We start from the raw sequence: 25,418 nt of genomic DNA on the forward strand, positions 1-25,418 counted from the left end.
CACCGGCGAGTGGGGTTTCGAGGAAGCCAGTCAGTGAACCGATCTCTACCGGATCTGTTCTTTCTCCAGGGAGTTCGCCCAGAGCTTCCACTGTTCCTCCACCCAGGCGTCGATAATCTCCGGGTCCAGATCACAGGACACACTGAAATTCTCGCACAAGGTCCGGTAGTGCTTCCGCACATGTTCCTTGATCTCATTTCCCTGCATATCGTTGAGCGCCCGCCGCAGGCACTCCTTCAGCGCCCACATGTGGCCCCCGTCCACCCTGCTCCCCATCTAAGGCCCACCCCCTTTGCCGGTGTGGAAGTGCTATGCTGACACGGGGTATACAAAATGGTAATTCGCCGGGTGCGCCCTTTTTCCTGCTTGAACCAAAAAAACGCAGCGCACCCGGCAACCAACCGCTTCTGAAACCGCTGGCGTGTCTTTTGGGAGGAGCAACAGTTCTCGCTGTAATGTGAAACCGCATCCCCGGCCGCTGCCGGGGCCGGACTGCACACGATTTACCCGGTAAGCCACCGGGCGGGGCTTCTCCCAGACCGCCGGCTCACAGAACCGGTCACAGGCCCAGCACATCGGTACGCTGCGCATACAAGCCATGTGGGAATTATTCGCCCCCTGGATGCTTAATCCTTCCAATACAGAACAATTTTAACAGTAAATAAATATGCAAAAACATACGAAATCTAAGCTGAAGCCACACCCGAGGGGGACTGCAATCTTACCTCCGGAAAGAAAAAGGGGCCAGGCCCCTTTTTTTCTAGTCCGCATTTTTGAAGCCCAGGTAGTGCAGTTGCCGTTCGTCCTGGCGCCATTTCGGCTTGACTTTCACCCACAGTTCCAGGTAAACCCGCATGCCGAGCAGGCTCTCGATCTCCTCCCGGGCCAACCGCCCGATGCTTTTCAGCATCCGGCCGCCCTCCCCGATCAGGATGGCCTTTTGTGATTCCCGCTCCACAATTACGTCGGCCCGGATCACCGTCACCCCTTTTTGGCCCGGGAAAACCTCCTCGACCACCACGGCCACACTGTGCGGCACCTCCTGGGTGGTCAAATGGAGCACCTTCTCCCGCACCAGTTCGGCCAGGATCACTTCTTCGGCCTGGTCGGACACGGCGTCTTCCGGATAGTACCGGGGTCCCGGTGGCAGGCAGCCGATCACCAAATCGACCAAAAGACCAGTGTTCTCTCCCGTCCGGGCAGAAAGCGGGATGATTTCCCGAAACGCCATCTTCTTGCGCATCTCGTCGATGAGCGGCAGAAGCCTAGGCTTCGCGACCAGGTCGATTTTGTTGATCACCAGGAAGACGGGCGTACGTATCCCGGCCAGGCGTTCCAGAATGAAGTCATCCCCTGGTCCGCTCTCCCGGTGCGCCTCGATCAGGAACAGGATCAGGTCAACGTCCTGCAGGGTTTTCAGGGCCGTGTCGACCATCATCCGCCCCAGCCGGTGCTTCGGCTTGTGGATTCCGGGGGTGTCCACGAACACCACTTGGGCGTCGTCCCTCGTCAGCACGGCCCGGATGCGGTGACGGGTGGTTTGGGGCTTGTCGGAAATGATCGCCACCTTGCGGCCGACCAGGCTGTTTAAGAGCGTGGACTTACCCACGTTGGGACGGCCGATGATGGTCACGAATCCGGACCGGTATTCCGGCGGTTGATCCACTGCGTTGTTCCGGCCTTTCATGATGTCGGCTGCGGGGTGTCACCCCGGCGGTGGAGTTGGAACGCTTTCGGCAGGAGTTCGGGGAGGGTCCGCACTGCGAACTCGCCGCGGGCGTTGGCCAGAAGCAGGCGGAGGTGCGGCGCGAACTCACTCAACACCTGGAGGCAGGCGCCGCAGGGAAGAGCGGGGTCTTCTCCGTCCCCGGCCACCGCCAGGGCCGTGAATTCCCGGGCCCCGGCGGCCACGGCCGAAACCACGGCCACCCGCTCGGCACAGACCGTGAGGCCGTACGAAGCGTTTTCCACGTTGCACCCGGTGAACACCCGGTCACCCCGGACCTGGAGCGCCGCCCCCACCCGGAATCCGGAGTAGGGCGCATAGGCGTTTTGACGGGCCGCCAGGGCCCGTTCGACAAGTTCGGTATCGGCGGAAAAAGGAGGACTGTCCCCCTTTTCCCAGGGGACTGTTCCCCTTTTTCCCAGCACGGCGAGAACGGCGTCTTCGCGTTCCTGCATCCGGCTCGCGTCCTCATCCTGTTCATGGTCATAGCCCAGGAGGTGGAGGGTACCGTGCACGGCCAACCGGGCGACCTCCCGGTCCAGCCCGTGACCGTATTCGGCAGCCTGACGCGCCGCCGCCGGCAGGGAGATCACCACGTCGCCCAGGAGCAGCACACCCGGCTCATCTCCGGCACCGGGTTCCTCTTCGCCCATTGGGAAGGATAACACGTCGGTGGGGCGATCCTGCCCCCGGAACCGCCGGTTCAGGTCGTGAATGTATTCATCATCCACCAGGGCGACACTCACTTCGACCCGCCGCCTGTCCCCCCCGGCCAGTGCCGACTCCACGGCTCTGGTGATCAGGGCCATCAGGTGCTCGTCAACCGGAACTGTGTCCTGTAAGTTGTTTATTACGACGGTCATTTCCCGCCCGTCTCCTCTCGATCTCCTTACTGTCAGGATACTCAATCCGGTGATGATAAATACCGGTGAACACCCGGCCGAAGGCGGTCGCGATCAGTTCCAGGTCCCGGAAGTTCAGGTTGCACTGGTCCAACTGACCGTCGGCCAGCTTGTCCTTGATCACCTTGCGGATCAGACCCTCGATCTGGCCCGGCGTCGGGTTGGGAACCGACCGTACCGCAGCCTCCACCGTGTCGGCCAGCATGATAATCGCCGCTTCCCTGGTCTGGGGTTTGGGACCCTCGTAGCGGAAGTCCTCTTCCCGCACCAGGTTTTTTTCATCCTGTTGCAGCGCCTTGTGGTAGAAGAAAGTGATGAGGCTCGTCCCGTGATGCTGTTCAATGATGTCCACGATCTCCTGGGGCAGCTTGTATTCCCGGGCGAACTCCACACCGTCCTTGACGTGCGCGTTCAGGACCAGAGTGGACAACCCCGGTGTAATCTTATCGTGCGGGTTTTCCGTCGTCAGTTGGTTCTCGATAAAGAAATAGGGGCGCCTGATTTTGCCAATATCGTGGTAGTAGGCGCCCACCCTGACCAGGATCGTGTCCGCACCCACCGCTTCCGCCCCGGCCTCCGCCAGGTTTCCCACCAGGATGCTGTGGTGATAGGTCCCGGGAGCGTCCAGCAGGAGCCGCTTCAACAGGGGCTGGCTGGGGTTGGCCAACTCCAGGAGTTTAACCGCGCTGGTGATCCGGAAGGAACTCTCCAGGAAGGGCAGCGCCCCGTTCGCCAACACCGAGGACATCAGGCCGTTGGCCGTGCCCAGGATCAGGCCGGACATCAACAAAAGGCCCCAGGACGTATCGGTCACCAGGCCGACCATCAAAATAGCCACGATGTTCGCCACCGCAACGTACACCCCGGCCCGGGCCAGATCGGTGCGCTGGCTGAGTTTGGACACGCTGAACACCCCGGCCATCCCGCCCAGGAGCCCGACTAGGGCGAAGCGTAGATCGTTCCCCGTCATGACCCCCACCAGGGCCGCCAGGACGGCCACCATGATCAGCGCCAGGCGGAAGTCCAGCAGGATCGCCACCAGCATACCCACGGCCGCCACCGGCACCCCGTAGCCCATCAGACTGCCGAACTCGGGCCACTGCGTGACCTGGGTGGCTACCAGCACCTTGCCGATCCCCATTACAGTCAGGACGATGATCCCCAACATGTAAAGGTAACCGACATTCCCGTATATTTCCGGGTGCTCGCGCCGGATATAGAACAGCACGGCCCCCATCAGGAGCACCACCAGGAGCATCGTGCCCAGAATAGTTTTGAAGGGCACGGGGGGCTGCAGCACCCCGGCGGCCTGGAGTTTCACCAGGTGCTCGGAGGTGACGATCTCCCCTTCGCCGATAATTTTCTGGCCCTGCAGCAGGGTAAACTGGATGGGCACCACCTGGTCCATGGCCGCCTGCCGCAGTTGTTCGGTACGCAACGCGTTGTAGAAGGCGTTCGGCCGCAGCAGGGTATTGACCAGGTTTTGGGCCAGCAACTCGTACGACCGGCTCCAGCCGGCGTCGCGAATACCCTCGTTCAGCAACCGCTTGGTGTCCGCCAGGTTCTCCTCGGCCACTCCCTGGCCGCTTTCCATTGCTCGGGTGACCATAAGGGTCAGTTCCTTTTCCACCGCGGCGGTGGTCGCCGGGTCCCCCTCGGCCAGGGTGTTGAGTATATCGGCGGGCAGGGCGAACGGGATAACCTGTTTCAGCGCCTCGACCTTCTCCTGGGTGTTCTTGTTCTCGTCCTGCTGCGCGTGCCTGACTCCGGACATGACTTCCGTTATTTCCTCCCGCACGGCCACGGTGACCTGCGGGTCAAAATCATACTGCCGGGCCACCATCTGGGCCGCCCGCTGCCGGGCCTCCTCGGTTTTGACCCGGTCTTCGAAGGTAATGGTTTCCGGAGCCTTGATGGTGCTCGGGGAAGCCTGTCCCACCTGCAGGCGCACCCGCTGCGGGAAGAAATCGACACAGACGATCAGAGTCAAAAACAACAGGAAAAACAGGGCCGCACCCGCCCGGCGGACCTTCTGACTGCGGAAAACGGACGGCAAGCCGCGCCCGGCATGTGCCACCAGGTCACGCAGACCCACTTAAGAGGTCACTCCTCTTTCAGCCTCCCGGCCCGCTCATAGGCTTCCACGATCTTGATCACCAGCGCGTGACGGACTGTGTCGGCCCCGGTCAGGTATACAAACTCGATCCCGGCGGTCCCCGAGAGCACCTCTTCGGCCTCGATCAGCCCGGAGGCTTGTCCCCTGGGCAAATCGATCTGGGTGATGTCACCGGTGATCACCGCCCGGGACCCGAAACCCATCCGGGTCAGGAACATCTTCATCTGCTCCGGGGTGGTGTTTTGCGCCTCATCCAGGATAATGAAGGCGTCCTCGAGCGTCCGTCCCCGCATGTAGGCCAGGGGGGCGATTTCGATAATGTGCCGGTCCAGGTAACGCCGGGTGTTTTCCACACCCAGCACATCAAACAGGCTGTCGTACAGGGGACGCAGATACGGGTCGACCTTCTCCTGAAGGTCTCCGGGCAAGAACCCCAGTTTCTCGCCGGCCTCCACGGCCGGCCGGGTCAGGATCAGACGGCCCACTTCCTTGTTGCGCAGCGCCCGCACCGCCATCACCACGGCCAGGTAGGTCTTCCCGGTCCCGGCCGGGCCGATGGAAAAAACCACGTCCTTTTCGGACATGGCCCGGACGTATCTCTGCTGTCCCAGCGTCTTGGGTCGCACCGGCTTGCCCCGGGGAGTGGTCAGGATCACGTCGCGCGCCAGGCCCGCCAGGCCGGCCTGCTCCCCGACACGTACGCTATTGATGATATACTTGACGTCGGAAGGCGTCAAGTCGCGGCGCTCCAGGAAGAAGGCCTCCAATTGGCGGATGACCTCCTGTCCTTCAGCCACCTGCTCCGGGGTGCCGAAAAGAATCATTTCCCCGTTGCGCAGGACTACGCGCACCCCCAGATCGTCCTCCAGAATCGCCAGGTGTTCATCGTAGTTCCCGATAATGGCGGCCGCCACCCGGGGATCCGGAACCGCAATTCTCTTTTCAACCTGTTCCGCCAATAAAAAGTTCCTCCTCGGGAATTTTAAGTTCAACCTACGAGCGCGGTTTTTCCACGCCGATGTCCTCCAGGGTTTCCACGATGATCCGGACCCTAATCAACTCCTCGGCGGTCCCGGTGTCCACCAGGTCGACCCGCTGTTGCAGCACCTCCGCCTCCGGCGGCACCCGTTCCTTCAGTATCTCGCGGGCCTGTTCGGTGGCCAGCCGCAGCGCTTCCTCCCGCCTGTGGCGCACCAGGTGGAGCCTCGTTTCCCGGAAAACCGTGGTGATTACTTCGACAGGCAGGGTGTAATTCCTCCAGCCCGGCCCCGTCCATACCGTTTCCGACGCTTCAAAGCTCGGAAAAGGGTCTTTGCGGGGTCCGGAGACCACCACCTGCCGTCCCATGAGCCGTACGGCCACGCGCCGTTCTTCCCGGCCGGTGGGTCTTTGCGCATGCTCCACAAGGGCCGATTCCCCGTAGGCCTCGTACCAGACCCGGGCGTTGACGATCCCCCGAGCCCTTACGAGGCGAGGCTCAACGTTAAGAATCGCCCCCTGGGGATCAAGCGCCTCCGGGGGCCAGATTTCCCCCGAGATCAGGAGCTGTCCGGGGAAAACCGTATCCCCCTCCCGGACGACCGCCTGGCCGCTTAAGACCAGTACATCCCGCACCAGGCCGGCCTTGGCCGCCAGGATATCGGAGGGCCCGTCGTGGTCGGGCGGCAGGAATTTCTTTTCGGCCACCGTGATCAGCGCCCGCGTACCCCTGATTTCCAGGCCGACCCAGGCCACCGCGGGGAGCCGCTCCTTGATCTTCTCTTCCACCGCGAACACCTCGAAACGCCACTTGGGTGCGCCGCGGTAAAAACCGGCTTCCCGGGCGGCTTGGAGAATTTCGTGCTCCCCGACCTTAACATTCCCCTCAACCTCGACGAACCACACAAAAGAAGACAGAACATACAGCGCGGTCAGGAAAAAGACCACGCCCAGGGCCAGCGTCTTCCGGCGCCGGGCCCGGCCCAGGAAGAAGGGCAGACCGAACCGCCTCTCGATTCTGAACCGGCTGCCCGTGTCCCGGGCGATGTGACGCAGAGGTTTGACGCCGCTCAACCGGGCCTTAATCAGGATCCGGTCCTCGTCCAGCCGCCGGATATCCCAGAAATAGATGCCCCTTCTGGTCGCCAGGTTGATAAACCGCTCCAAGGTCCGCCCGTTGACCACCATGGTTACGTAGCCGAACAGGTAAGCCAGAATCTTCAATACAAACACGCTGTCACCTCGGCGTTTACTCTGTTAAGTTCCACCCGTGACCGGCAAGGCATACCCACCCCCAAAAAGGGGCCTGGCCCCTTTTTGGGGGTTAGGTGAAGCTTAAGCTCTCGATTTCTCCCTCGACGCACAGTTCGTCCGGCAGGATGTTGCGCAAAACCAGATTCCTTCCCCGCAAGCTGACTTCACCAGCCGGCACTATCACCCGCACCGACTCCGTGGTATACTCCACAATGCCGCGGTGATTCTCGATGATCACCTGGACATTGCCCACCAGGATGATCTTGGGCAGGTCCAGGGCGATTTCGCCGGGTATTTCCAGAATGTCGGCCACGGTCCGCCGCATCTTTTTTCGCACCTCGCGCCAACCCATAAAAAACCCCCCCCTTGAAATCTATGCGGGGGAGGAAGTCTGAAAACCTTATTTCTGACTGAGCCGGTGCCATAATAACGGAGAAGCCCGGTCGCTTGAACCGGGCCCTGCTATTCCTTCATGGCTCTATGGCCGTCCACACTCATACTGTATTAAAATGAGCGCTTGCGCCTGCGCGCCGCTTCGGACTTTTTCTTCCGTTTTACACTGGGCTTCTCGTAGTGTTCGTGCTTTCTGGCTTCGGCAAAAACCCCGGCCCGCTGGCACGTGCGTTTGAAACGCCGTAGAGCGCTGTCCAGAGTCTCGTTCTTTCCGACTCTGACTTCCGCCACCGGTATCCCTCCCTCCCGCCAGTCCGCGTCTGAAGCTAAGCATACTGTGAGCTTAACACCCCTCTGTTAATATTTTTAGCCGGGAGGCCAGTTCAATTCCCGTCCTGCAAGAAGATGGTAGTGAACATGGAAGACGTATTGTCCCCCGTCTTCCTGGCAGTTGGTGACAAGTCTAAAGCCCCGCTCTTCGAGGCCCAAGTCACGGGCCACCTGTACGGCCGCCTTCTGGAGCAGCCCCAGCAACCGTTCGTCTCCGTCCTGAAGATCAAACAGGGTCGGGATGTGCCGCTTCGGAATAAAAAGCAGGTGTACAGGAGCCACCGGGTTTATGTCCTTAAAAGCCAGGAGGTGTTCATCCTCGTAAACCACATCCGCCGGAATTTCCCGGTTCACGATCCGGCAGAAGATACAGTCCTGCAAGCTCACCACCTCCTCAGGTATTTTATTTGACACTCGCCTCTGAGAATCCTTCCTCGGTATGAATTATTCCCCTTAAATTCCCCTGTTCTGCACCGTCAGCATACACTTTTACGATCCGCCCCGCAAGCTCGGGTCCGTTTTTGAAGAATACCCGCAAATAATTTGGGGTATAGCCGCTAGCGACGCCGCCGGAAACAGACTCCACCAGCACCTCCACCGTCCGCCCCCGGTAGCGGGAAGCAAACCGGTCCCGCAACTCACGGCCCAGCGCCAGCATCTCCCGGCTGCGCTCCTTCTTGACGCGGTAGGGCACCGGGTCCGGGAAGGAGGCCGCGGGAGTCCCCCGGCGCGGGGAATAGACAAAAACGTGCAGTCCGGCAAAACCGATCCGGCGCACATATTCTAAGCTCTCCCGGTGTTCGGCGGCGGTTTCCCCCGGGAAACCGACCATGACGTCGGCGGTTACGGCCACCTCCGGCACCCTGGCACGAACCATGTCGACCAGGCCGGTAAACTCCCCGGTTGAATAACGCCGCCCCATCCTGGAGAGGACCGAGTCACTCCCGCTCTGCAGCGGAATGTGGAAATGCGGGGCGCACACTGGGTTTTCCGCCACCGCCTCGACCAGTTCCCGGGTGATCTCGTTCGGCTCCACCGAACTCAGCCGCAACCGGGCGAGTCCCGGAATCCGGACCAGGCGGCGCACCAGACCCGGCAGGTTCTCCGTGCCGAGGTCGCGGCCGTAGGCCCCGAGGTTGACCCCGGTGAGCACCAGTTCGGAGTACCCCCGGTCCACCAACCCGCGGGCCAGCTCAAGCACCCGCTCCGGAGGCCGGGAACGCAGGGGCCCGCGGGCGTAAGGCACGATGCAGTAGGTGCAGAAATCACGGCAGCCCTCCTGCACCTTGATGAAGGCCCGGGTCCGGCCCGGATCGGCTGTTCCCGGCAAATCTTCGAATTCCCGGGCCTGCTCAATATCCCCCACTGCCAAAAAGGGGCCAGGCCCCTTTTTTTCGGCGGGTACGGGGCACCGGGCGGCGGCCTGCTCCACCAGGTCCACGATCCGCTCCCGGCCGGACGTGCCGATGACCAGACTCACCCCGGGGATGGCGCCCGCCTCTTCCGGAGCAACCTGGGCGTAGCAGCCCGTGACCACGACCAGCGCCTCGGGATTAGCCCGTACCGCCCGGCGCACGACCTGCCGTGATTTGCGGTCCCCCTCGCGGGTCACCGTACAGGTGTTCACCACGTACACGTCCGCCGTTTCCTCGAAAGGGATGACCTTATAACCGCGGTCCCGGAAAAGGGCGGCCAGCCCCTGCGTCTCGGCCTGGTTAACTTTGCAGCCCAACGTGTAAAAAGCGACCTTCTTCACCGCTTTGGCTCAATTCCTCAACTGTTTTTGCTATGGTGATTATGCCCGGATCGGCTCCGGTGTTAACCGATGTCTCCCCACTCGTAGAGCACCAGCGCCACCGCCACCACGCCGGCCGTGTCCGTCCGCAAGAGGCGCGGGCCCAGAGAGACGGAAACCGCGCCGCGGGCGGTGGCCGCGGCCGCCTCTTCGGGGGTGAAGCCGCCCTCCGGGCCGGTGAACAAGAAGACCTCCCGGACCGGCGCCCTGGACCGCAGGGCCTGTTTCAATCCGGTACCGCGCTCCTCCTCCCAGAGGAAAAAGGCCGCGCCCCCGGCGGGCAACCGCTTCAGGGCATCCTCAAAACGGCACACCCCGTGCACGTCGGGCACCAGGGGCCGCCGGCACTGCTCGGCAGCCTCGGTGGCGATGCGGCGCCAGCGTTCCACGCGCCGACCGGCTTTCTCCGGCGTCAGGCGCACCACCGTCCGTTCGGAAATGACGGGGACAATCGCCGCCACCCCAACCTCGGTGGCCTTCTGCACCAAATCTTCCATTCGGTCGCCCTTGGCCAGGGACGGCACCAGGGTCACCCGTAGCCCGGGGTCGGCCGGCAGTTCCGCGGGGCCGGTGATCACGGCCCGCACCCCGTCCCGGTCCACCTCCCGGATCTCGGCTGCATACGCCCGGCCCGACCCATCCAGCAGGAGCAACTCGGACCCGGCGGCCAGCCGCAGCACCCGGGTCAGGTGCCGGGCGTCGTCCCCCGTGATCCAGGCTTCCTCCCGGCCCCGCCAGCGGCCGGGAGGTACGAAAACCCGCGGGATTCTCACTCTTTCACCCCCGCCAGGGCCACCCATTCCCCTTCAGCCAGGCGGGACTCGATCCGAAAATCATTGGCCGCCAGCGCCCGGCGGACTATGTCTTCCCGTTTGTCCAGAATACCGCTGACAATGAAAAATCCTCCCGGCTCTAGCGCGGTGGCCGCGGCCGGACATAACTCGGTCAACACCTCGGCCACGATGTTCGCCACCACCAGATCGGCCGGTTCGGACAACTCGTCCAATAGGTTGCCGCTCCGGACGCGCACCCGGCCCGTCAGGTTGTGCCGGGCCACGTTTTCGCCGGCCGTGCGCACGGCCAGCGGGTCCTCATCCACCGCCCAAACCGTCGCGGCACCCAGAAGCGCCGCGGCAATGGCCAGGATTCCCGAACCGGTGCCCACGTCCAGGACAACCATCCCCGGTCGCACGTAGCGCTCCAGCAGCTTCAGGCACATAGCCGTGGTCGGGTGAGTACCGCAACCGAAGGCCAGGCCGGGGTCGATCTCGATCACCAGGTCTTCCGCACCCGGTTGGAAATCTTCCCAGGTGGGCTTGATCACCAGGCGTTCCCCGACCCGGAAGGGTTTGAGGCCTTCCCGCCAAGCTATCGTCCAGTCCCGGTCGCTGGCCCGGCGGACCTCCATCCGCACCGGCTGCCCGGTGATGTTTTCGACCCATCGGCGGATCACCAGCACTTTCTGTTCCGGCTGTTGGTCGTCCACCGGGAACCAGCCCCGGATCAAAGTCGCCCCAGAATGAATGGAAGCAGGTTCTTCCTGGACCCCGCTCCCCAGTTCAAAAAAAACGTTGCTGACCACATCCCGGTGCTCGTCTGCCACCACTACGTCGATTTCAAGCCAGAACAAACTGTTTGCCTCCCCGGGAACAGAGAATACAGAATTCAGAAGTCAGGAGTCAGATACGGACCGGTTTTAAGAAAGGGACGCGGTTTGATCCCTAACTTAACCGTTTTATTACAAAAGGGGGATTGTCCCCCTTTTGCCTTCCTTGACCTTCAAAAGGTGTCTGACACTTTTTTAGCCCATGAAGGCGTCTTTCAGTTTCTTGAAGAAACCTTTCTCTTCGGCATGCAGTCTGTTGCCCGCCTCCCGGCCGAACTCGCGCAGGATGTCCTTTTGCTTTTCGTTCAGCTTGGTCGGCGTGATCACCCGGACCCGGACCATCTGGTCCCCCCGGCCGCCCCCGTTCAGGTGGGGAACGCCACGGTTCCGAAGCCGGAAGGTGGTACCGGTTTGCGTGCCTTCCGGAATGCGGATCGTGGTCGGCCCGTCCAGGGTGGGCACTTCCACCTCGTCGCCCAGGGCGGCCTGCACAAAGGATATCGGCAGTTCGCAGTGTATCTGGTGACCCTCACGCTCGAAAAACCCGTCGGGTTCAACGCTGATGTACACATAGAGATCCCCCGGCGGGCCGCCGCGCACCCCGGCCTCGCCCTCCCCGACCAGGCGCAGGCGGAAATCATCGTCCACCCCGGCCGGCACTTTCACTTTCAGCGAGCGCATTTTCCGCACCTGGCCGGCACCCCGGCATTCCGGACAAGGGGTGGCGACGATCCGCCCCGCCCCCCGGCAGCGTTCACAGGGCCGGGTCTGCACGAAACGCCCGAACGGCGTCTGCTGGGTAATACTGACTTGGCCGCGCCCCCGGCACAGCGGGCAGGTTTCGGGGTGGGTGCCCGGAGCGGCCCCGGTACCGTCGCAACGCTCGCAGGTTTCGGTGCGGGGGATCTTGATCTCGCGCTCGATACCGAAAACCGCCTCCCGGAAAGTCAAACGCAGGTCGTAGCGTAAATCCTGTCCCCTTTGGGGACCGTATCGCGACTGCCCCCCGCCGAAGAACATCTCGAAAATGTCCCCGAACCCGCCGAAACCACCGAAGCCGCCGCGGAAAATATCCTCAAAGTTAAAGCCCTGCCCCTCGGGCCCGGCGTGACCGAAGCGGTCGTACTGGGCGCGCCGCTCGGGGTCGCCCAGTACCGCCGCCGCCTCGGCGATTTCCTTGAACTTGTCGGCCGCCTTCGGGTCGTCTTTGTTCGCGTCCGGATGGTACTTGCGCGCCAGTTTGCGGTAGGCTTTTTTTATGTCATCCTGGGAGGCGTCCCGCGCCACTCCCAGCACCTCGTAGTAGTCGCGCTTGTTCATTCCCGACCTCACCACGCAAGAATCCCGGCAGGGGATTTTCCCCTGCTTCATTCTACTTTACTTCATAGTCGGCGTCCACCGTTTTGTCTTTGTCATCCTTGTCCTTTCCGGCATCCGGACCCGGGCCGGGCTGCTGCTGCTGCGCCTGCTTCTGGTACATGGCCGCGGTGAAGGCGTGCAGCGGACCCGTGAGGTTCTCGGTCTCCCGCTTGATGCGCTCGATGTCCCCACCCTCGAGGGCCTTCTTCAGCCGGTCGACGGCCTGCTCCAATTCGGAAACCTGGTTGGGATCGGCCTGGTCGCGGTGTTCTTTGAGGGTTTTCTCGGACTGGTAGACCAGGGCGTCGGCGTTGTTGCGGATCTCGACCTCTTCCCTGCGCTTCCGGTCCTCCTCGGCGTACTGTTCCGCTTCTTTGACCATGCGTTCGATCTCGGCATCTGAAAGCCCCGTGGACCCGGTGATGGTGATGCTCTGGGACTTGCCGGTGCCGAGATCCTTCGCCGAAACGTTGACGATCCCGTTTACGTCGATGTCAAAGGTGACCTCGATCTGGGGAATGCCCCGGGGCGCCGGGGGGATCCCCACCAGATTGAACCGGCCCAGGGTCTTGTTCCCGGCGGCCATCTGGCGTTCGCCCTGGAGGACGTGAATCTCAACCGACGGCTGGTTGTCGGCCGCCGTGGTAAAGATCTGGCTCCTCGCGGTCGGAATGGTTGTGTTGCGCTCGATGATTTTAGTGAACACGCCGCCCAGGGTCTCAATGCCCAGCGACAGCGGGGTCACGTCCAGGAGCACCACGTCCTTGACCTCCCCGGTAAGCACCCCCGCCTGGATAGCTGCACCGATGGCCACACACTCGTCCGGGTTGATGCCCTTGTGCGGCTCCTTACCGAAGAACCTCCTCACCGCCTCCTGCACGGACGGCATGCGCGTCGCGCCGCCCACCAGCAGGATTTTGTCGATTTGCTTGGGCTCGAGGCCGGCATCCTGCATGGCCTGCCGGGTGGGTCCCATGGTCATTTCGATCAGGTCGGCCGTGAGTTCTTCGAATTTGGCCCGGGAAAGATTCAGGTCCAGGTGCTTGGGCCCCTCGGCGTCCGCGGTGATGAACGGCAGGTTGATGTTGGTGTTCACCACGGACGACAGCTCCACCTTAGCCTTTTCAGCGGCTTCCCGCAGGCGCTGCATGGCCATCCTGTCCCGGCTCAGGTCGATGCCGCTCTCCTTTTTGAATTCGGCCACGATCCAGTCGATGATCCGCTGGTCGAAATCGTCACCGCCGAGGCGGTTGTTGCCGCTCGTGGCTTTAACCTCGAACACGCCGTCCCCCAGTTCCAGGATGGACACGTCGAACGTCCCGCCCCCCAGGTCGAACACCAGGATGGTCTGGTCCTCCTCTTTGTCGAGGCCGTACGCGAGCGCCGCCGCCGTGGGTTCGTTGATGATGCGCTCCACCTTGAGCCCGGCGATGCGGCCGGCGTCCTTGGTAGCCTGCCGCTGGGCGTCGCTGAAATAAGCCGGGACAGTGATCACCGCCCGCTCGACTTTGCTCCCCAGGTAAGCCTCGGCGTCCGTCTTCATCTTTTGCAGGATCATCGCCGAAATCTCCTGCGGCGTGTACTCGTTGCCCTCGATCCGGACCTTGTGGTCCGTGCCCATGTACCGTTTGATGGAGGTCACGGTTCGTTCGGGGTTGCTGATTGCCTGGCGCTTGGCAACCTGACCGACCAGCCGTTCCCCGGTCTTGGAGAACCCGACCACCGACGGGGTGGTCCGCCCGCCCTCCGCGTTGGGCATCACAACGGCCTCTCCGCCCTCCATCACCGCCATGCAAGAGTTGGTAGTTCCTAAGTCGATTCCAATGATCTTACTCATCTTGTGCTACCTCCCCGTTAACTGCCCGTTTGGCCACTTTGACCATCGCCGGGCGCATAAGTTTACCTTTAAAGTAGTACCCCGGGCGCAATTCCTCCAGTACTGTGTTCTCCGGAACTTCCGTGGTTTCAACGCGGTCCACGGCTTCGTGCATTCGGGGGTCGAATTCCTCCCCGACCCCCGGTACCCTTTCCAGGCCCTGCTCGGCCAAGATCTCATCCAATTGACGGTAAATCATCCGCACCCCGGCCAGGAAATCGTCCAGGCGATCACCCGGGTGTTCCAGAGCACGTTCGAAGTTGTCCAGGACCGGCAGGATCGCGGAAACAACTTCTTCCGCCGCCTGGCGGTACCACCCTTCACGCTCCTGCCGGGTCCGCCGCCGGTAGTTCTCGAAGTCGGCCTGGAGCCGGAGCAGCCGCTCACGGCAGTCCGCGGCCTTCTCCGCTTCTTCAGCCAGTCGTGCTTCCAAGTCCCCGTTACCGTCTTCCGGGGACTCCGGTTCCTTTACTTCGGTTATGGCGGCAGTGCCGGTTTCCACCTGGTCGGCATGGCCGTTTTCGTTGCGGTCACTCATCCTTCCTACCTCCCGTACCGTCCTGGTGTTCCTCCCGCTTCATGATGATGGTGTCAATCCGCAGGATCGCCTCCGCGACCTCACCGGCCGCCCTCAAGGCGTATATCTTCACGGGCGCCGGGTCCAGCACGCCCGCCGCTTCCATGTCCGCAACCTCGCCGGTGTCGCAGTCGATGCCCAGACTGTTGCTACCCGACGCAACTTGCGCCGCGTTCACGTCGCCGACTTTTTCCAGGGGATTGAAACCGGCGTTGGCCACAATCTGGGCCAGCGGCCGCCGGAGTGCTTCCACCACGCATTCCACCCCGTACATTGCCATCCCCTTCACTCCGGCGCGCACCCCGTCGACCTCCCGGGCCGCCCACAGCTCCAGGGAACCTCCCCCGGGCACAACCCCGCCGCGGATCGCCGACTGCACCGCGCCAGCGGCGTCCTTGGCGATTCGTTCCCGTTCGCCAACCACCTCTTCGGTCGCCGCGCCCACCAGGACGGTGGCCATCGGTTTGCCCGAACCGCCCTGGATCCGCACCCGTTCCAGTTTCTCGTCGTGGATTACCGCCTGAGCCCGGCCAAGTACCGCCTCCAGGTCGGAAACACTCTTTTTCAGGCCGGTCCGCTTGATCATCCGGGCGCCGGTGTGCTCGGCCGCCCGGCGGAGTTCCTTGTTCAGCACCCGCTGCACCACCATTACTCCGGCGTCGGTCAGTATCTCCTCGGCCGCGGACGCCACCCCCCGGTCCACCAGGGCCAAACCTATTCCCAGGTCAACCAGCTTTTTCACGTTGGCCCGGAATTCATCTTGCAGTTGCAGGTAGCGTGCGAATCCGGCCTCGGTGGCCAGAGCCTCATCCTCTATTTCCTCCGCTTCCAGGGCGTCGTCCAGGATCAGGATCCGGACCCCTCCGGACAAAGCGGCCGGCATCTGACGGTTCAACGGTTCTTTGCTGATGAGCACCCCCATGAAAACCTCGTTGTCCGCGCCCTCCACCGCCGTCACCGTGTCGGCCAGCTTGAAGTTGGGCTCTTTGAGCTTGTCGGTCCCGACCAGCCCGGCCGCCCGGACGATCAGGTCGGCGATGTCCGCATGCTCCCGGCCGGCCACCAGCGCCACCTGGCGGATACGCGGGTCATCCAGGTCCGCCACCGGTCGGGCCTCGGCCCGCACCACCTCGAGCGCCCGCCGGAGCCCCAGGCGCAACCCCTCGATCACTCGGGCCACCGGGACGCCCCGCGCCACCAGCTCGACCCCGGTGGCCACCATCTGGCCGGCCATCACGGTGGCCGTGGTGGTCCCGTCACCCACCTCTTCCTCCTGGGCCCGCGCCACGTTGATCAGCATCCGGGCCGCCGGGTGGTTGGCCTCCATGCGGCTCAAGATGGTCACCCCGTCGTTGGTGATCACCACCTCGCCGAATTTGTCCACCAGCATCGTGTCCAGGCCCTTGGGGCCCAATGTGCCCTCCACGGCCGAGGTGACGGCTCGGATGGCGTTCGCGTTGGTCACCAAGGCTGCCAAGCGTTCGTTTACTTCCGAACCTTGCACGGCCTGCTTTTTGAGACTCAAGAGACTACCTCCCCGGGGGAACAGGATTCAGAATCGGGAATGGGATAGAATTCAGAAGCCAGAATATGAGAACCAAAGAACACAATCACTTGGCGCTTTAGCGCCTTCGAGTCAGCTGCCACCCAGATTTCCCAATGCTGAGTTCCCGGTCGATTCTAGCACTCAACTTGGATTCTTGACTCAACCCTCCTGGTCGTTTCTGTTGGTCACCCTATTCTGAATTCTATATTCTATAATCCTACCTATACAGTTTCTCCAAAACCCGGGAAAGGTTTCGAGTCAGGTATTCCACCAGCCCGGTCACCCGGGCGTAGTCCATGCGGCTTGGACCGAGCACCGCCAAGGCGCCCACGGCGCGCCCCTCCACCCCGTAGCGCGCGCTCACCAGGCTGCAGCCCTGGATAAGGTCGCACTTGAACTCATCGCCGATGAGGACGGTGATCCCCTCCTCTTGTCCGGCCTGCTCGGCCAGCAGGGACGACAGCAGCGCCTCCTGGTCAAGAAGGCTCAACAGCGTCTTCATTTTCTCCACGTTCCGGAACTCGGGCTGGTTCAGGATGTTCAGGATCCCGCCCAGGTAAACCCGGTCTTCCGTGCTCTCGCCGCTGTCCTCAATGAGGTCCATGATGTATTCGACCACGGCCTTGTGGCGCAACAACTCAAGGTATATCTCGCGGAGGATGGTGATCCTGATGTCGTTCAAGCTGTGGCCCCTGATCTTCGCGTTCATGACCCGGGAAACGGTCTCCAGGTCCTCCGCCGTGATGTTTTCCGGCAAGTCGATGACTCGGGTGTGCACTTTCTCGGGTTCGGTGACCACCAGCACCATGGCCTTGCCCCCACCCATGGCGATCAACTGCACGTGCTGGACGGTACTCCCGGTCACCCGGGGCGTCGACACCAGGGCGGCGTAGCTGGTCAGCTGGCTCATCAGTTGTCCGGTCCGTTCAATGACTTCGGAGATACTCTTCACTTTGGCCTGGTAGTTGGTTTTGATGATCAGCTTTTCTTCTTCGGCCGGCGTCTCGGGTTCCATGAGTTCGTCGACGTAGTACCGGTAGCCCCGCTGTGAGGGAATGCGGCCGGCGGAGGTGTGCGGCTGTTCGAGATAGCCCATCTCCTCCAGGTCGGCCATTTCGTTGCGGATGGTGGCCGGGCTGATTCCCAGCCCGTACTTGCGGGCGATGGTCCGGGAACCGACCGGCTCCGCGGTGGCGATGTAATCGAGGACTATGGCCCGGAGGATCTGTTTTTTCCGTTCGTCGATGCCCACGATTCCGCCCCCCTCTTGTTAGCACTCTCCTGCACTGAGTGCTAACCCCCAGGCAATAAGATAGCACCATTCCCTGTATATGTCAAGCACATAATGGTAGGACACAAAGTCACAGTAGGCGCATTTTCGCCGGCAGAAGGGCACGTGGACGTACAGCCCGGGCCGGGTCATTTCTGTCCGATGCTCAAGACCGACATAAAGGCCTCCTGGGGAATCTGAACGTGACCCACCTGTTTCATCCGCTTCTTGCCTTCTTTCTGTTTCTCCAGGAGCTTGCGCTTGCGGGTGACGTCGCCGCCGTAGCACTTTTCCAGCACCGCTTTGCGCAGCGCGCGGATGCTCTCCCGTGCGATCACCCGCTGCCCGATGGCCGCCTGGATCACGATCTCGAACAGCTGGCGCGGGATGAGGTCCCGCAGCCGTTCCACGATGATCTTAGACCGGTGGTAGGCCCGGTCACGGTGGACGATAATGGAGAGGGCGTCCAGCCGTTCCCCGGCCACCAGGATATCGACGCGCACCAGCTTGGACTCCCGGTAGCCCAGGAGGTCGTAGTCCATGGAGGCGTAGCCGCGGGTCGCGGATTTCAAGCGGTCAAAAAAGTCGTAGATGATTTCGGCCAGGGGCATCTCGTAGGTGATCAGCACCCGGTGGGTGCTGATGTACTCCATGTTCCGGAACACACCCCGGCGGTCCTGGCACAGCTCCATCACCGGCCCGATGTAGTCCTGGGGCAAAAGGAGCGAGGTGAGCACAAAGGGCTCCTCCATCTTCTCGATTTCCCCAGCCGGGGGCATTTCGGACGGGTTCCGGATGTCCAAGACGGCGCCGTTCGTCCGGGTCACCCGGTACACCACGCTGGGTGCGGTGGTGATTAGGTCCAACCCGTACTCCCGCTCCAGCCGCTCCTGGATGATTTCCATGTGCAAAAGCCCCAGAAAACCGCACCGGAAGCCGAAACCGAGCGCCGTCGAGGTTTCCGGCTCGTAGACCAGAGAGGCGTCGTTCAGGGAAAGCCGGTCCAGAGCGTCGCGCACCTTTTCAAACTCGGCCCCGTCCACGGGGAACAGACCGCAGTACACCATCGGCTTCGCCTTCCGGTACCCGGGCAGCGGGCTTGAAGCCGGGCGGCGGGCGTCGGTGACCGTGTCGCCCACTCGGCAGTCCTTGACGTTCTTGATCCCGGCGGCCATGAAGCCGACTTCCCCGGCACGCAGTTCATTCACCGTCACCGGCGCGGGCGTAAACACGCCCAGCTCGCTGACCTCAAACTCCCGGCCGGTGGCCATCATCCGGACCGGCCCGCCCGGGAAAAGCCGTCCGTCCATCAGCCGGAGGTAAGTGACGACCCCTCTGTACGGATCGTAATGGGAGTCGAAAATCAGGGCCCGCAAAGGCGCCCCGGGATCGCCGCCGGGCGGGGGGACATCCCGGACGATCCGCTCCAGGATTTCCTCCACCCCATCCCCGCGCTTCGCGGAAGCCAGTACGGCGTCCGCGCCGTCCAGGCCAATGACGTCCTCCAGTTCCCGCCGCACCCGGTCGGGTTCGGCACTCGCCAGGTCGATCTTGTTGATGATCGGGATGATGGTCAGGTTGTGATCCAGGGCCAGGTTCACGTTGGCCAGCGTCTGGGCCTCGATACCCTGGCTGGCGTCGACCACCAGAAGCGCCCCCTCGCAGGCCGCCAGGCTCCGGGAGACCTCGTAGGAAAAGTCAACGTGCCCGGGGGTGTCGATCAGGTTCAACTGGTAATCCCGGCCGTCACGGGCCCGGTAGGCCAGGCGCACCGCCTGCAGTTTGATGGTGATGCCCCGCTCCCGCTCCAGGTCCATCTGGTCGAGCACCTGTTCCTGCATCCGGCGCCCCACAAGCGCCCCGGTATACTCCAGCAGCCGGTCGGCCAGAGTCGACTTGCCGTGGTCGATATGGGCAATGATACAAAAATTGCGGATCCGGTCGCGCTCCACTGGCATGTGTTGGTACTCCAGTCACTCAAGTCTCCGGCCGCCGGGCGCGCGCGCACCGGCCGCGGCACGCAAGCGGCAAAAAGGGCACGGGCCTGCCGGACAACCGGCCACTGAATATTATAACAGCCAAGATGCTCAAAAATGAAGGCGCGGCATGCCGAAGCCGAAGCCGCTGGAGGAGGCGTCCCCAGCAGCGCCGGAAGTACTCCTCGCCCCGCAGACCGATGTTCCATTCAGGCGCCTTCCCCGGCCTTATCGGGCCATTCGGTTTCGAAGACATTTGCATTTATTACATTATTATTGATGGTGGTGCTGAAAAGCTCATTGTCCCGGATAGAACCCAACAAAACCGGTCTCAAGAAGGGATTCCGGGTTTGGCTGCGGTATTCCTTGACGGCCGCCCTCTTCGCTTCTTTTCCCTCGGCCGTTAACCAAAAGCGCTGCCACCTTTCTTCGCTTTTTAGCACCGCGGACGGAGGCAGGAGGCTTGAAGGCCGGATTCTTTTGGGCTGCGGATAGTAAGGGTGATGCACCAGGTAAAACAGTCCGGTGACGTTATGCCCCGCACCCGAAACTCCGAGCAACTCCTCTCCCACGACTCGTCCCAGGACGGCATGGTCCGGATGGCGGTCGGCGGGATGCGCGGCGACAACCACCGTGGGCTCAAAGTTCTCCAGTTCGGCGCGCACCCGCTCCGGCAAAGACCCGCGGTGAGCGTAAAGAGCGCCGTCCGGGTATCCCCAGAAACGAAGTTCCGCCGGGGACACGCCCAGAATCTTTGCGGCGTTGCGAAACTCCCGGTAGCGGTGTTCTTTCAGCCCGTGCCTATTGCCATCGGTCACCAGCACCATCCGCACCGCCGCGCCTGCCCGGCGCGCCCCGTAGATATAGCCGCCCGCCGCGATGGTCTCATCGTCCGGGTGCGGTGCAAAAACGAGTATCCGGTCAGTTGACTGAGGAGCGGGAACGTCTTCCAACAGGCGTATTGCCCGGACCGAAAGCGTGTTGACGGAACGGGAAAATATGCGGTAGCCCGAATAAAAAATCGCCCCCAGCACTAAAAGCGCCGGTTTACCCTGGTACCTCTTCCACCACTTCATTATAGATCGCCTCGATCTGGTTCAGACTTCGCTCCAGTTCGTGCCGCACCACGTTTTCCAAGCTGCGCCGGCCCATCTGCCGCCGCATCTCCTCGTCTTCAAGGAGCAGATTGATTTTGGCCGCCAGATCCTGATCGTCTCCGAAGCGGAATAGAAGCCCGTTGTCACCATCGACTACCAGTTCCGGCAGGGCCGCGGCCCGTGCGGCGACAACCGGTAGTCCGGAAGCCATCGCCTCCAGGGTGACGATGCTCTGGGTTTCCATCCCTGATGGGATTACAAAACAGGTCGCCAACTGGTATATCCTGGGCAAGAGTTCACTGTGGTACTCCAAGGGCCCCATCAGGGTAACACTGTTCGTAAGCCCATTCTTTCTTAGCTGCTTCTTGAGCGCTTCCAACAGATTACCGCCCCCACAGAGCACAAAATGGACTTTGTGCCGGGCCAACACGATGGGTATCGCCCTGATCAGCGTGTCCAGGCTTTTCTCCGGGTCTATCCGCCCCACGTAGAGCACTATCGGCTGGTTGGGCAGCTGCAGCGCCGCACGAATACTGGACGGCGGTTCGTACGCAAAGAAGCGGTTGAGATCCACGCCGTTTGAAATGACCTTCGTCCGTGTTTTCAATCCCGCCAGTTCCAATTGGCACATCACCGTCTGACTGGGGGTAATTACGTACCGGCAGGAATTGTAGAACCTGATCATTCTGCTCGTGAGCCACCGGCGCAGGGGACCGTGAACCGGTTTCAAAAACCAAAGGTATGCCAAAACGTAATCAAGAGTGAAATGATGACTGATCACCACGGGAATACGCCTCTTTCCGGCTTCGCTCAACAGGGCGCAGCCGATGGACGCAGGATCCTGAAGGTGAATGATATCCGGAGTACACTGATCGAGGATCCGCCCCACCAGGGCACGCGGGAAAAAGGTGACCCGAAAGTCTCTACGAAAGGGGTTGGGAAAGGAACCGATCCGCTGGACTGTCAAACCGTCCGCCAACCGTTCCTGGTAGCTTTGACGACTGGGTGAAGGAACAATCACCGTCACTTCGTGCCCCTTACCCGCCAGGTGGGAAGCAAGATTCATCGTGGTAACAGCCACGCCCGAAACGTTCGGGTAGAAAGATTCTGATCCGATAACGACCTTCATTTTGCCGGAGCCTTTCCTGATCAGTAAAATTAGCGCGTCCGAATGAGAAAAGCCGAAAATCCTCAAACAAGCTCGAGATTATCCAGGTGGTATCGATATCAAACTACTATTTGCCGCCTTATGCTTAATTCCTGCCTCTTTAATAATATAGAAGCATGCTTATCCCTCACGTCAATATTCACGTCAATATCGTTGCCCGGGTGGCGGTTCGTCCGGCACCGACCACCAGGAATGATTGTGTGGCACGGCAAGCACAAGTTCCACCCCCAGCACCGTGCAGACCAGACGCTCGTCGTCCAGGCGTTGAAACTCGACCGCCTGGATCGGCCGGGGGGGGGCGAGAAAGCGGTTCAGGTGGTAAAGGCAGGTTCCGGTGCCCCAGACCAGAACGGTCACAGAAAGCACCAGCACCAGGAAAATCCGAGCTCTCGTGGTGTCCACCGCCTCACCTCCATAGAAAAAGGAGCGCCTACCGACACCCCTGTTTGCTGCTTGCCATCCTTAAAAATTATGCCCATCTCCCCACGGAGCTTAGACTGGACCGGGACCGTCCTCGCCGGGATTGTCGGCGAGCACCGCCGCCAGGATATCGGCTAAGAATTCCGCGGTGCGCAAGGCTTCTTCCGTGCGGTTCACCACACTCCCGACCTCCACGAGCAGGGCTCCCGGATGGAGAAACTGGTTGTACCGCCCCTCCTTCACCCTTACCCCTATGCAGAGACCCGGATAAAGCTCCTGGGACTTGGCGGCGACCGCCCGGGCAAGTGCGTAGTTTTTTTCCCAATCGGGAAAAGGCTGGCGCGCGTCTGAACCGACGATCACGAGGATGGTGGCCACCTCCTGGCCCCCGATTTCGGTTACCGAGTGCGCCCGGTCTTTGAGACTGTCCCGGTGGAGGTCGATCAGCATTTTCAGCTCGGGGTGCTCCTCGATCATCCGGCGCGCGGTCTGCTCCGATTCAAGGTAAGAACGGCTGTAAGGCACGTCGTGCACCTTTTCTGAATGGACCACCCCGAGGCCGTGCCTTTCCTGGAGCGCCCTCTTCAGCACCCTACCGACTTCAACCACGGCTCCGGGCCGGCCGTCGACCCGTTCCACCCCATCGGTCCGTTCGTAAGTTTCACCGGTGTGGGTGTGGTAAATACCGATCGTAACCGCCCCGGTCCGCCTGGGAACGTCCTGCACCCCCCTGGACGCCTCCACCGGAGGAGGGGACACCAGCGCGGACACGGGTTCAGGCATCCGGGTCCTGACGGACATTGACAACTGGTAGGCAATCATCCGCCCGGGATCACCCAGGTCGGCCCGGGTTACCCGCCCCAGCACGTCGGCCGCTATTTCGCCGGGATCAACCGGAGAAACACCCATCCAGACCGGCAAAATCGTGTTTACAACTTTTTCCGGCTCACGGGTGCTCCATTCCAGGAACGCCCCGGTTCCGGCCCCGGCCAGGTTTATCGCTCCAGGTAGGAAAACCCAGCTGGAAACCAGCAAAAAACACAAAAAAAGTATTACACTGATTGTTCGGCGCAGACAAATCCCCCCTCTCCGGATGTGTACGCCGCAAAAGGGGGGATTATGCTCTAGCGCAGGACGGTAGGCACAAAAGCGTCAATAATGCCGATGACGAAGGCCGCAATCAGGGCACCGATGATGTTCACCGTCAACAGGCCCGGAATGATGAACTGGGCCAGGTAGATCACCACGGCCGCCACGACGAAGCCGACCAGGCCCCGGCTCTGGGGTGAAATCCGGTCGCCCAGCACCGTTTCAGCCAACCAGCCGAGAATGGCGATGACCGCGGCGGCAATCAACGCTCCGAGCAAACCGCCGGCGACAACAAAACCGGGAACCAGCCAACTCAACAAGAGAAGCACGATTGCCGAAACCAGGAAACGAACTATAAGCCCGATCCACTGGGAACGAACATTGCTTTCAGCCATGTTTTTACACCTCCCTTCCTGAAAACTCTCTATAGCTTTAGCCAAAACCGGATTGGCTATACACGCACAAACCGGCCAATGTTTGGCTTGCATTTTGAAATTCGCCGTGGTACACTGCACGTTGGGAGGTGAAACAGTGGCACACAGCCGTTCAGCCAAGAAACGGATTGAGACCATCCGCAAGCGCACCGAGCGGAACAAGAGCGCTAAGTCCGCGCTCAAAACGGCGATCAGGCGATTTGAAGAAGCGGTGCAAGGGGATGATAAGGAACAGGCCCGCGAGAAGCTGCAGAAGGCGCTTGTATCTATCGATAAAGGGGTTTCCAAAGGCATCCTGCACAAGAATACCGCTGCGCGCCGGAAGTCGCGCCTGACCAAGAAATTTAACATCATTACCGGCTAACATCGTCGCATCGTTTTCCACTCCGAACCCGGTTAATCCGGATGCTTTTCGCACGACAAGCCTCGGCGTTTCGGCCGGGGCCGATTTTATCCCAACCGCGTGAGTTCAACACGGCCCAAGTTCGTCTAATTCATCACTTCTTGAAGCCCAGGATAAAAAAGTTCGCGAGCGCCGGAAAGAAGTCCTGGCGGCCGGTCTTGACGTCGGCGTCCACCTCCAAAAGGCCCGCCAACGCCGCGGCAAGCTGACCGGGATGGAAGTTCCTGGCCTGGGCCAGGGCTTTCTTGATCACAAAGGGTTTGGTCTGCAGGCGGGCGGCGATTTCGGGCACCGCGAGCCCTGACGCGGCCAGATCGGGCGCGCACAGCAGCAGGCGGAATTGGCGGGCGAGCATAGCCAGGATGCCCAGGGGTGATTCACCGGCGGCGGTCAAAACCCGAATCCCGTCGATTGCGGCTTCAAAACGCCCCTCACCGACCGCGTCGACCACCTGAAAGATGGTTTCCTCGCGCCGCGGGGCCACCACCGCCGCCACGTCCTCCACGGTCACCCGTTCCTTTTCCCCCACGTAGGTCAGGACCTTCCCCAGTTCCACAGCCACACCCTGCAACCCCCCCGGAACCGAGGAAAGGAACCGGTCCATGGCTTCCCGGGTAAAGACGGCTCCGGACTTCTTGGCTTCCCGGCTTACCCAGCGGGCCACATCCCCCGCAGACAGAGGTGTGAAATCAATGGCCCGGCCACGGCGGGTCACCAGTTGGTACAGCTTTTTCCGCCGGTCCACGGGACCGGCTTTTTGCAGAACGAGACAGGTCGAGGGCGAGGGAGCGTCCAGATAGGCCTCCAGCAGCTCGCTCCCCAGCCCGGGTTTCTGGTCAAAGTAGGGTATGTTGCGCACCACCACCAGCCGGCAGACCGCCAGCACCGGCACCAGGCGGGCGGCCCGCACCACTTCTTCCGGCGCCGTCTCTTCCCCGTCGATTTCGGAAAGGTTGAAGGACTCGGCCCCCCCCGTCAGCAGGGCCGCCTTCAACCGGTTGATCGCCTGCCGGTGCAAGAACACCTCATCCCCGTAAAACAGGTAGACCGGGGGAATCCGCCCCTCTTGCACTTCCCGCACAAACTCCAGGTAGTACTTCATC

25 protein-coding genes are annotated in these 25,418 nt (G+C 61.7%); 1 reads left to right on the forward strand and 24 read right to left on the reverse strand.

What is annotated here, in order from left to right:
* Positions 1-45: 45 nt before the first annotated feature.
* The 23 genes from DAUD_RS10370 to DAUD_RS10480 all read right to left on the reverse strand — a co-directional run bounded on the left by DAUD_RS10370 (position 46) and on the right by DAUD_RS10480 (position 23,873).
* Complete coding sequence (locus DAUD_RS10370) at positions 46-276, reverse strand: hypothetical protein (RefSeq protein WP_012303109.1); 231 nt, start codon at positions 274-276, stop codon at positions 46-48.
* Positions 277-760: 484 nt separating this feature from the next.
* Positions 761-1,666 carry a GTPase Era gene (era, locus tag DAUD_RS10375; protein WP_242647850.1) on the reverse strand — a complete coding sequence of 302 codons (906 nt, stop codon included), beginning with the start codon at positions 1,664-1,666 and terminating at the stop codon, positions 761-763.
* A gap of 17 nt (positions 1,667-1,683) precedes the next feature.
* On the reverse strand, positions 1,684-2,589 hold the full coding sequence (gene ybeY / locus DAUD_RS12965) for an rRNA maturation RNase YbeY (protein WP_012303111.1): 906 nt from the start codon (positions 2,587-2,589) through the stop codon (positions 1,684-1,686).
* Entirely contained in the window at positions 2,546-4,723 is a 2,178-nt protein-coding gene (locus DAUD_RS10385) for an HD family phosphohydrolase (RefSeq protein WP_012303112.1), read from the reverse strand. Before DAUD_RS10385 ends, ybeY begins: the two co-directional genes overlap by 44 nt.
* Positions 4,724-4,731: 8 nt before the next feature.
* Positions 4,732-5,703 (reverse strand): PhoH family protein, encoded by a 972-nt coding sequence (locus tag DAUD_RS10390; RefSeq protein WP_012303113.1) that lies wholly within the window; start codon positions 5,701-5,703, stop codon positions 4,732-4,734.
* A gap of 34 nt (positions 5,704-5,737) precedes the next feature.
* Positions 5,738-6,955 carry a sporulation protein YqfD gene (gene yqfD / locus DAUD_RS10395; RefSeq protein WP_012303114.1) on the reverse strand — a complete coding sequence of 406 codons (1,218 nt, stop codon included), beginning with the start codon at positions 6,953-6,955 and terminating at the stop codon, positions 5,738-5,740.
* A gap of 91 nt (positions 6,956-7,046) precedes the next feature.
* The gene (yqfC, locus tag DAUD_RS10400; protein ID WP_012303115.1) at positions 7,047-7,328 is read right to left on the reverse strand and encodes a sporulation protein YqfC; all 282 of its coding nucleotides are present in this window, start codon (positions 7,326-7,328) and stop codon (positions 7,047-7,049) included.
* A gap of 152 nt (positions 7,329-7,480) precedes the next feature.
* Positions 7,481-7,660, reverse strand: coding sequence for a 30S ribosomal protein S21 (rpsU, locus tag DAUD_RS10405; protein WP_012303116.1), 180 nt, complete (start codon positions 7,658-7,660; stop codon positions 7,481-7,483).
* A 75-nt stretch (positions 7,661-7,735) separates the two neighbouring features.
* The gene (locus tag DAUD_RS10410) at positions 7,736-8,080 is read right to left on the reverse strand and encodes a histidine triad nucleotide-binding protein (protein ID WP_012303117.1); all 345 of its coding nucleotides are present in this window, start codon (positions 8,078-8,080) and stop codon (positions 7,736-7,738) included.
* Positions 8,081-8,102: 22 nt separating this feature from the next.
* On the reverse strand, positions 8,103-9,455 hold the full coding sequence (gene mtaB, locus DAUD_RS10415; protein ID WP_012303118.1) for a tRNA (N(6)-L-threonylcarbamoyladenosine(37)-C(2))-methylthiotransferase MtaB: 1,353 nt from the start codon (positions 9,453-9,455) through the stop codon (positions 8,103-8,105).
* 62 nt (positions 9,456-9,517) lie between these two features.
* A complete protein-coding gene (locus DAUD_RS10420; RefSeq protein ID WP_012303119.1) occupies positions 9,518-10,267 on the reverse strand; it encodes a 16S rRNA (uracil(1498)-N(3))-methyltransferase in 750 nt (249 codons plus the stop codon).
* On the reverse strand, positions 10,264-11,124 hold the full coding sequence (gene prmA / locus DAUD_RS10425) for a 50S ribosomal protein L11 methyltransferase (RefSeq protein WP_012303120.1): 861 nt from the start codon (positions 11,122-11,124) through the stop codon (positions 10,264-10,266). The genes DAUD_RS10420 and prmA overlap by 4 nt, the downstream gene beginning before the upstream one ends.
* Positions 11,125-11,295: 171 nt before the next feature.
* The gene (gene dnaJ, locus DAUD_RS10430) at positions 11,296-12,420 is read right to left on the reverse strand and encodes a molecular chaperone DnaJ (RefSeq protein ID WP_012303121.1); all 1,125 of its coding nucleotides are present in this window, start codon (positions 12,418-12,420) and stop codon (positions 11,296-11,298) included.
* A 52-nt stretch (positions 12,421-12,472) separates the two neighbouring features.
* Positions 12,473-14,296 carry a molecular chaperone DnaK gene (gene dnaK, locus DAUD_RS10435; protein ID WP_012303122.1) on the reverse strand — a complete coding sequence of 608 codons (1,824 nt, stop codon included), beginning with the start codon at positions 14,294-14,296 and terminating at the stop codon, positions 12,473-12,475.
* Positions 14,289-14,873: a nucleotide exchange factor GrpE gene (grpE, locus tag DAUD_RS10440; RefSeq protein ID WP_012303123.1), complete on the reverse strand. Its 585-nt coding sequence runs from the start codon at positions 14,871-14,873 to the stop codon at positions 14,289-14,291. Before grpE ends, dnaK begins: the two co-directional genes overlap by 8 nt.
* A complete protein-coding gene (locus DAUD_RS10445) occupies positions 14,866-16,437 on the reverse strand; it encodes a TCP-1/cpn60 chaperonin family protein (protein WP_012303124.1) in 1,572 nt (523 codons plus the stop codon). The genes grpE and DAUD_RS10445 overlap by 8 nt, the downstream gene beginning before the upstream one ends.
* A 238-nt stretch (positions 16,438-16,675) precedes the next feature.
* Positions 16,676-17,710, reverse strand: coding sequence for a heat-inducible transcriptional repressor HrcA (hrcA, locus tag DAUD_RS10450; protein ID WP_012303125.1), 1,035 nt, complete (start codon positions 17,708-17,710; stop codon positions 16,676-16,678).
* A 167-nt stretch (positions 17,711-17,877) separates the two neighbouring features.
* Positions 17,878-19,686, reverse strand: a complete 1,809-nt coding sequence (gene lepA, locus DAUD_RS10455) for a translation elongation factor 4 (RefSeq protein WP_012303126.1) — start codon at positions 19,684-19,686, stop codon at positions 17,878-17,880.
* A 227-nt stretch (positions 19,687-19,913) separates the two neighbouring features.
* The gene (locus tag DAUD_RS10460; protein ID WP_012303127.1) at positions 19,914-20,780 is read right to left on the reverse strand and encodes a PIG-L deacetylase family protein; all 867 of its coding nucleotides are present in this window, start codon (positions 20,778-20,780) and stop codon (positions 19,914-19,916) included.
* Entirely contained in the window at positions 20,752-21,930 is a 1,179-nt protein-coding gene (locus tag DAUD_RS10465) for a glycosyltransferase (RefSeq protein ID WP_012303128.1), read from the reverse strand. The genes DAUD_RS10460 and DAUD_RS10465 overlap by 29 nt, the downstream gene beginning before the upstream one ends.
* A gap of 183 nt (positions 21,931-22,113) precedes the next feature.
* Complete coding sequence (locus DAUD_RS10470) at positions 22,114-22,371, reverse strand: hypothetical protein (RefSeq protein WP_012303129.1); 258 nt, start codon at positions 22,369-22,371, stop codon at positions 22,114-22,116.
* 90 nt (positions 22,372-22,461) lie between these two features.
* Positions 22,462-23,433, reverse strand: a complete 972-nt coding sequence (gene spoIIP / locus DAUD_RS11745; RefSeq protein WP_012303130.1) for a stage II sporulation protein P — start codon at positions 23,431-23,433, stop codon at positions 22,462-22,464.
* An 80-nt stretch (positions 23,434-23,513) separates the two neighbouring features.
* Positions 23,514-23,873 carry a phage holin family protein gene (locus DAUD_RS10480; RefSeq protein WP_012303131.1) on the reverse strand — a complete coding sequence of 120 codons (360 nt, stop codon included), beginning with the start codon at positions 23,871-23,873 and terminating at the stop codon, positions 23,514-23,516.
* A 136-nt stretch (positions 23,874-24,009) separates the two neighbouring features.
* On the opposite strand from DAUD_RS10480, the gene rpsT reads away from it, so the two are divergent.
* Positions 24,010-24,276: a 30S ribosomal protein S20 gene (rpsT, locus tag DAUD_RS10485; RefSeq protein ID WP_012303132.1), complete on the forward strand. Its 267-nt coding sequence runs from the start codon at positions 24,010-24,012 to the stop codon at positions 24,274-24,276.
* Positions 24,277-24,409: 133 nt separating this feature from the next.
* Here rpsT and holA read toward each other — a convergent pair whose 3' ends face one another.
* Complete coding sequence (gene holA / locus DAUD_RS10490) at positions 24,410-25,417, reverse strand: DNA polymerase III subunit delta (RefSeq protein WP_012303133.1); 1,008 nt, start codon at positions 25,415-25,417, stop codon at positions 24,410-24,412.
* Between the last annotated feature and the right edge of the window lies 1 nt (position 25,418).

It is taken from the genome of Candidatus Desulforudis audaxviator MP104C (assembly GCF_000018425.1).
GTDB lineage: Bacteria > Bacillota > Desulfotomaculia > Desulfotomaculales > Desulforudaceae > Desulforudis > Desulforudis audaxviator.

What these genes read in the sequence shown, in the direction of transcription:
- dnaK (WP_012303122.1), bottom strand. Translation starts at nt 14,296, where the DNA reads ATGAGTAAGATCATTGGAATCGACTTAGGAACTACCAACTCTTGCATG.
- DAUD_RS10460 (WP_012303127.1), bottom strand. Translation starts at nt 20,780, where the DNA reads ATGAAGTGGTGGAAGAGGTACCAGGGTAAACCGGCGCTTTTAGTGCTG.
- grpE (WP_012303123.1), bottom strand. Translation starts at nt 14,873, where the DNA reads ATGAGTGACCGCAACGAAAACGGCCATGCCGACCAGGTGGAAACCGGC.
- ybeY (WP_012303111.1), bottom strand. Translation starts at nt 2,589, where the DNA reads ATGACCGTCGTAATAAACAACTTACAGGACACAGTTCCGGTTGACGAG.
- DAUD_RS10465 (WP_012303128.1), bottom strand. Translation starts at nt 21,930, where the DNA reads ATGAAGGTCGTTATCGGATCAGAATCTTTCTACCCGAACGTTTCGGGC.
- DAUD_RS10370 (WP_012303109.1), bottom strand. Translation starts at nt 276, where the DNA reads ATGGGGAGCAGGGTGGACGGGGGCCACATGTGGGCGCTGAAGGAGTGC.
- dnaJ (WP_012303121.1), bottom strand. Translation starts at nt 12,420, where the DNA reads ATGAACAAGCGCGACTACTACGAGGTGCTGGGAGTGGCGCGGGACGCC.
- lepA (WP_012303126.1), bottom strand. Translation starts at nt 19,686, where the DNA reads ATGCCAGTGGAGCGCGACCGGATCCGCAATTTTTGTATCATTGCCCAT.
- yqfC (WP_012303115.1), bottom strand. Translation starts at nt 7,328, where the DNA reads ATGGGTTGGCGCGAGGTGCGAAAAAAGATGCGGCGGACCGTGGCCGAC.
- holA (WP_012303133.1), bottom strand. Translation starts at nt 25,417, where the DNA reads ATGAAGTACTACCTGGAGTTTGTGCGGGAAGTGCAAGAGGGGCGGATT.
- DAUD_RS10480 (WP_012303131.1), bottom strand. Translation starts at nt 23,873, where the DNA reads ATGGCTGAAAGCAATGTTCGTTCCCAGTGGATCGGGCTTATAGTTCGT.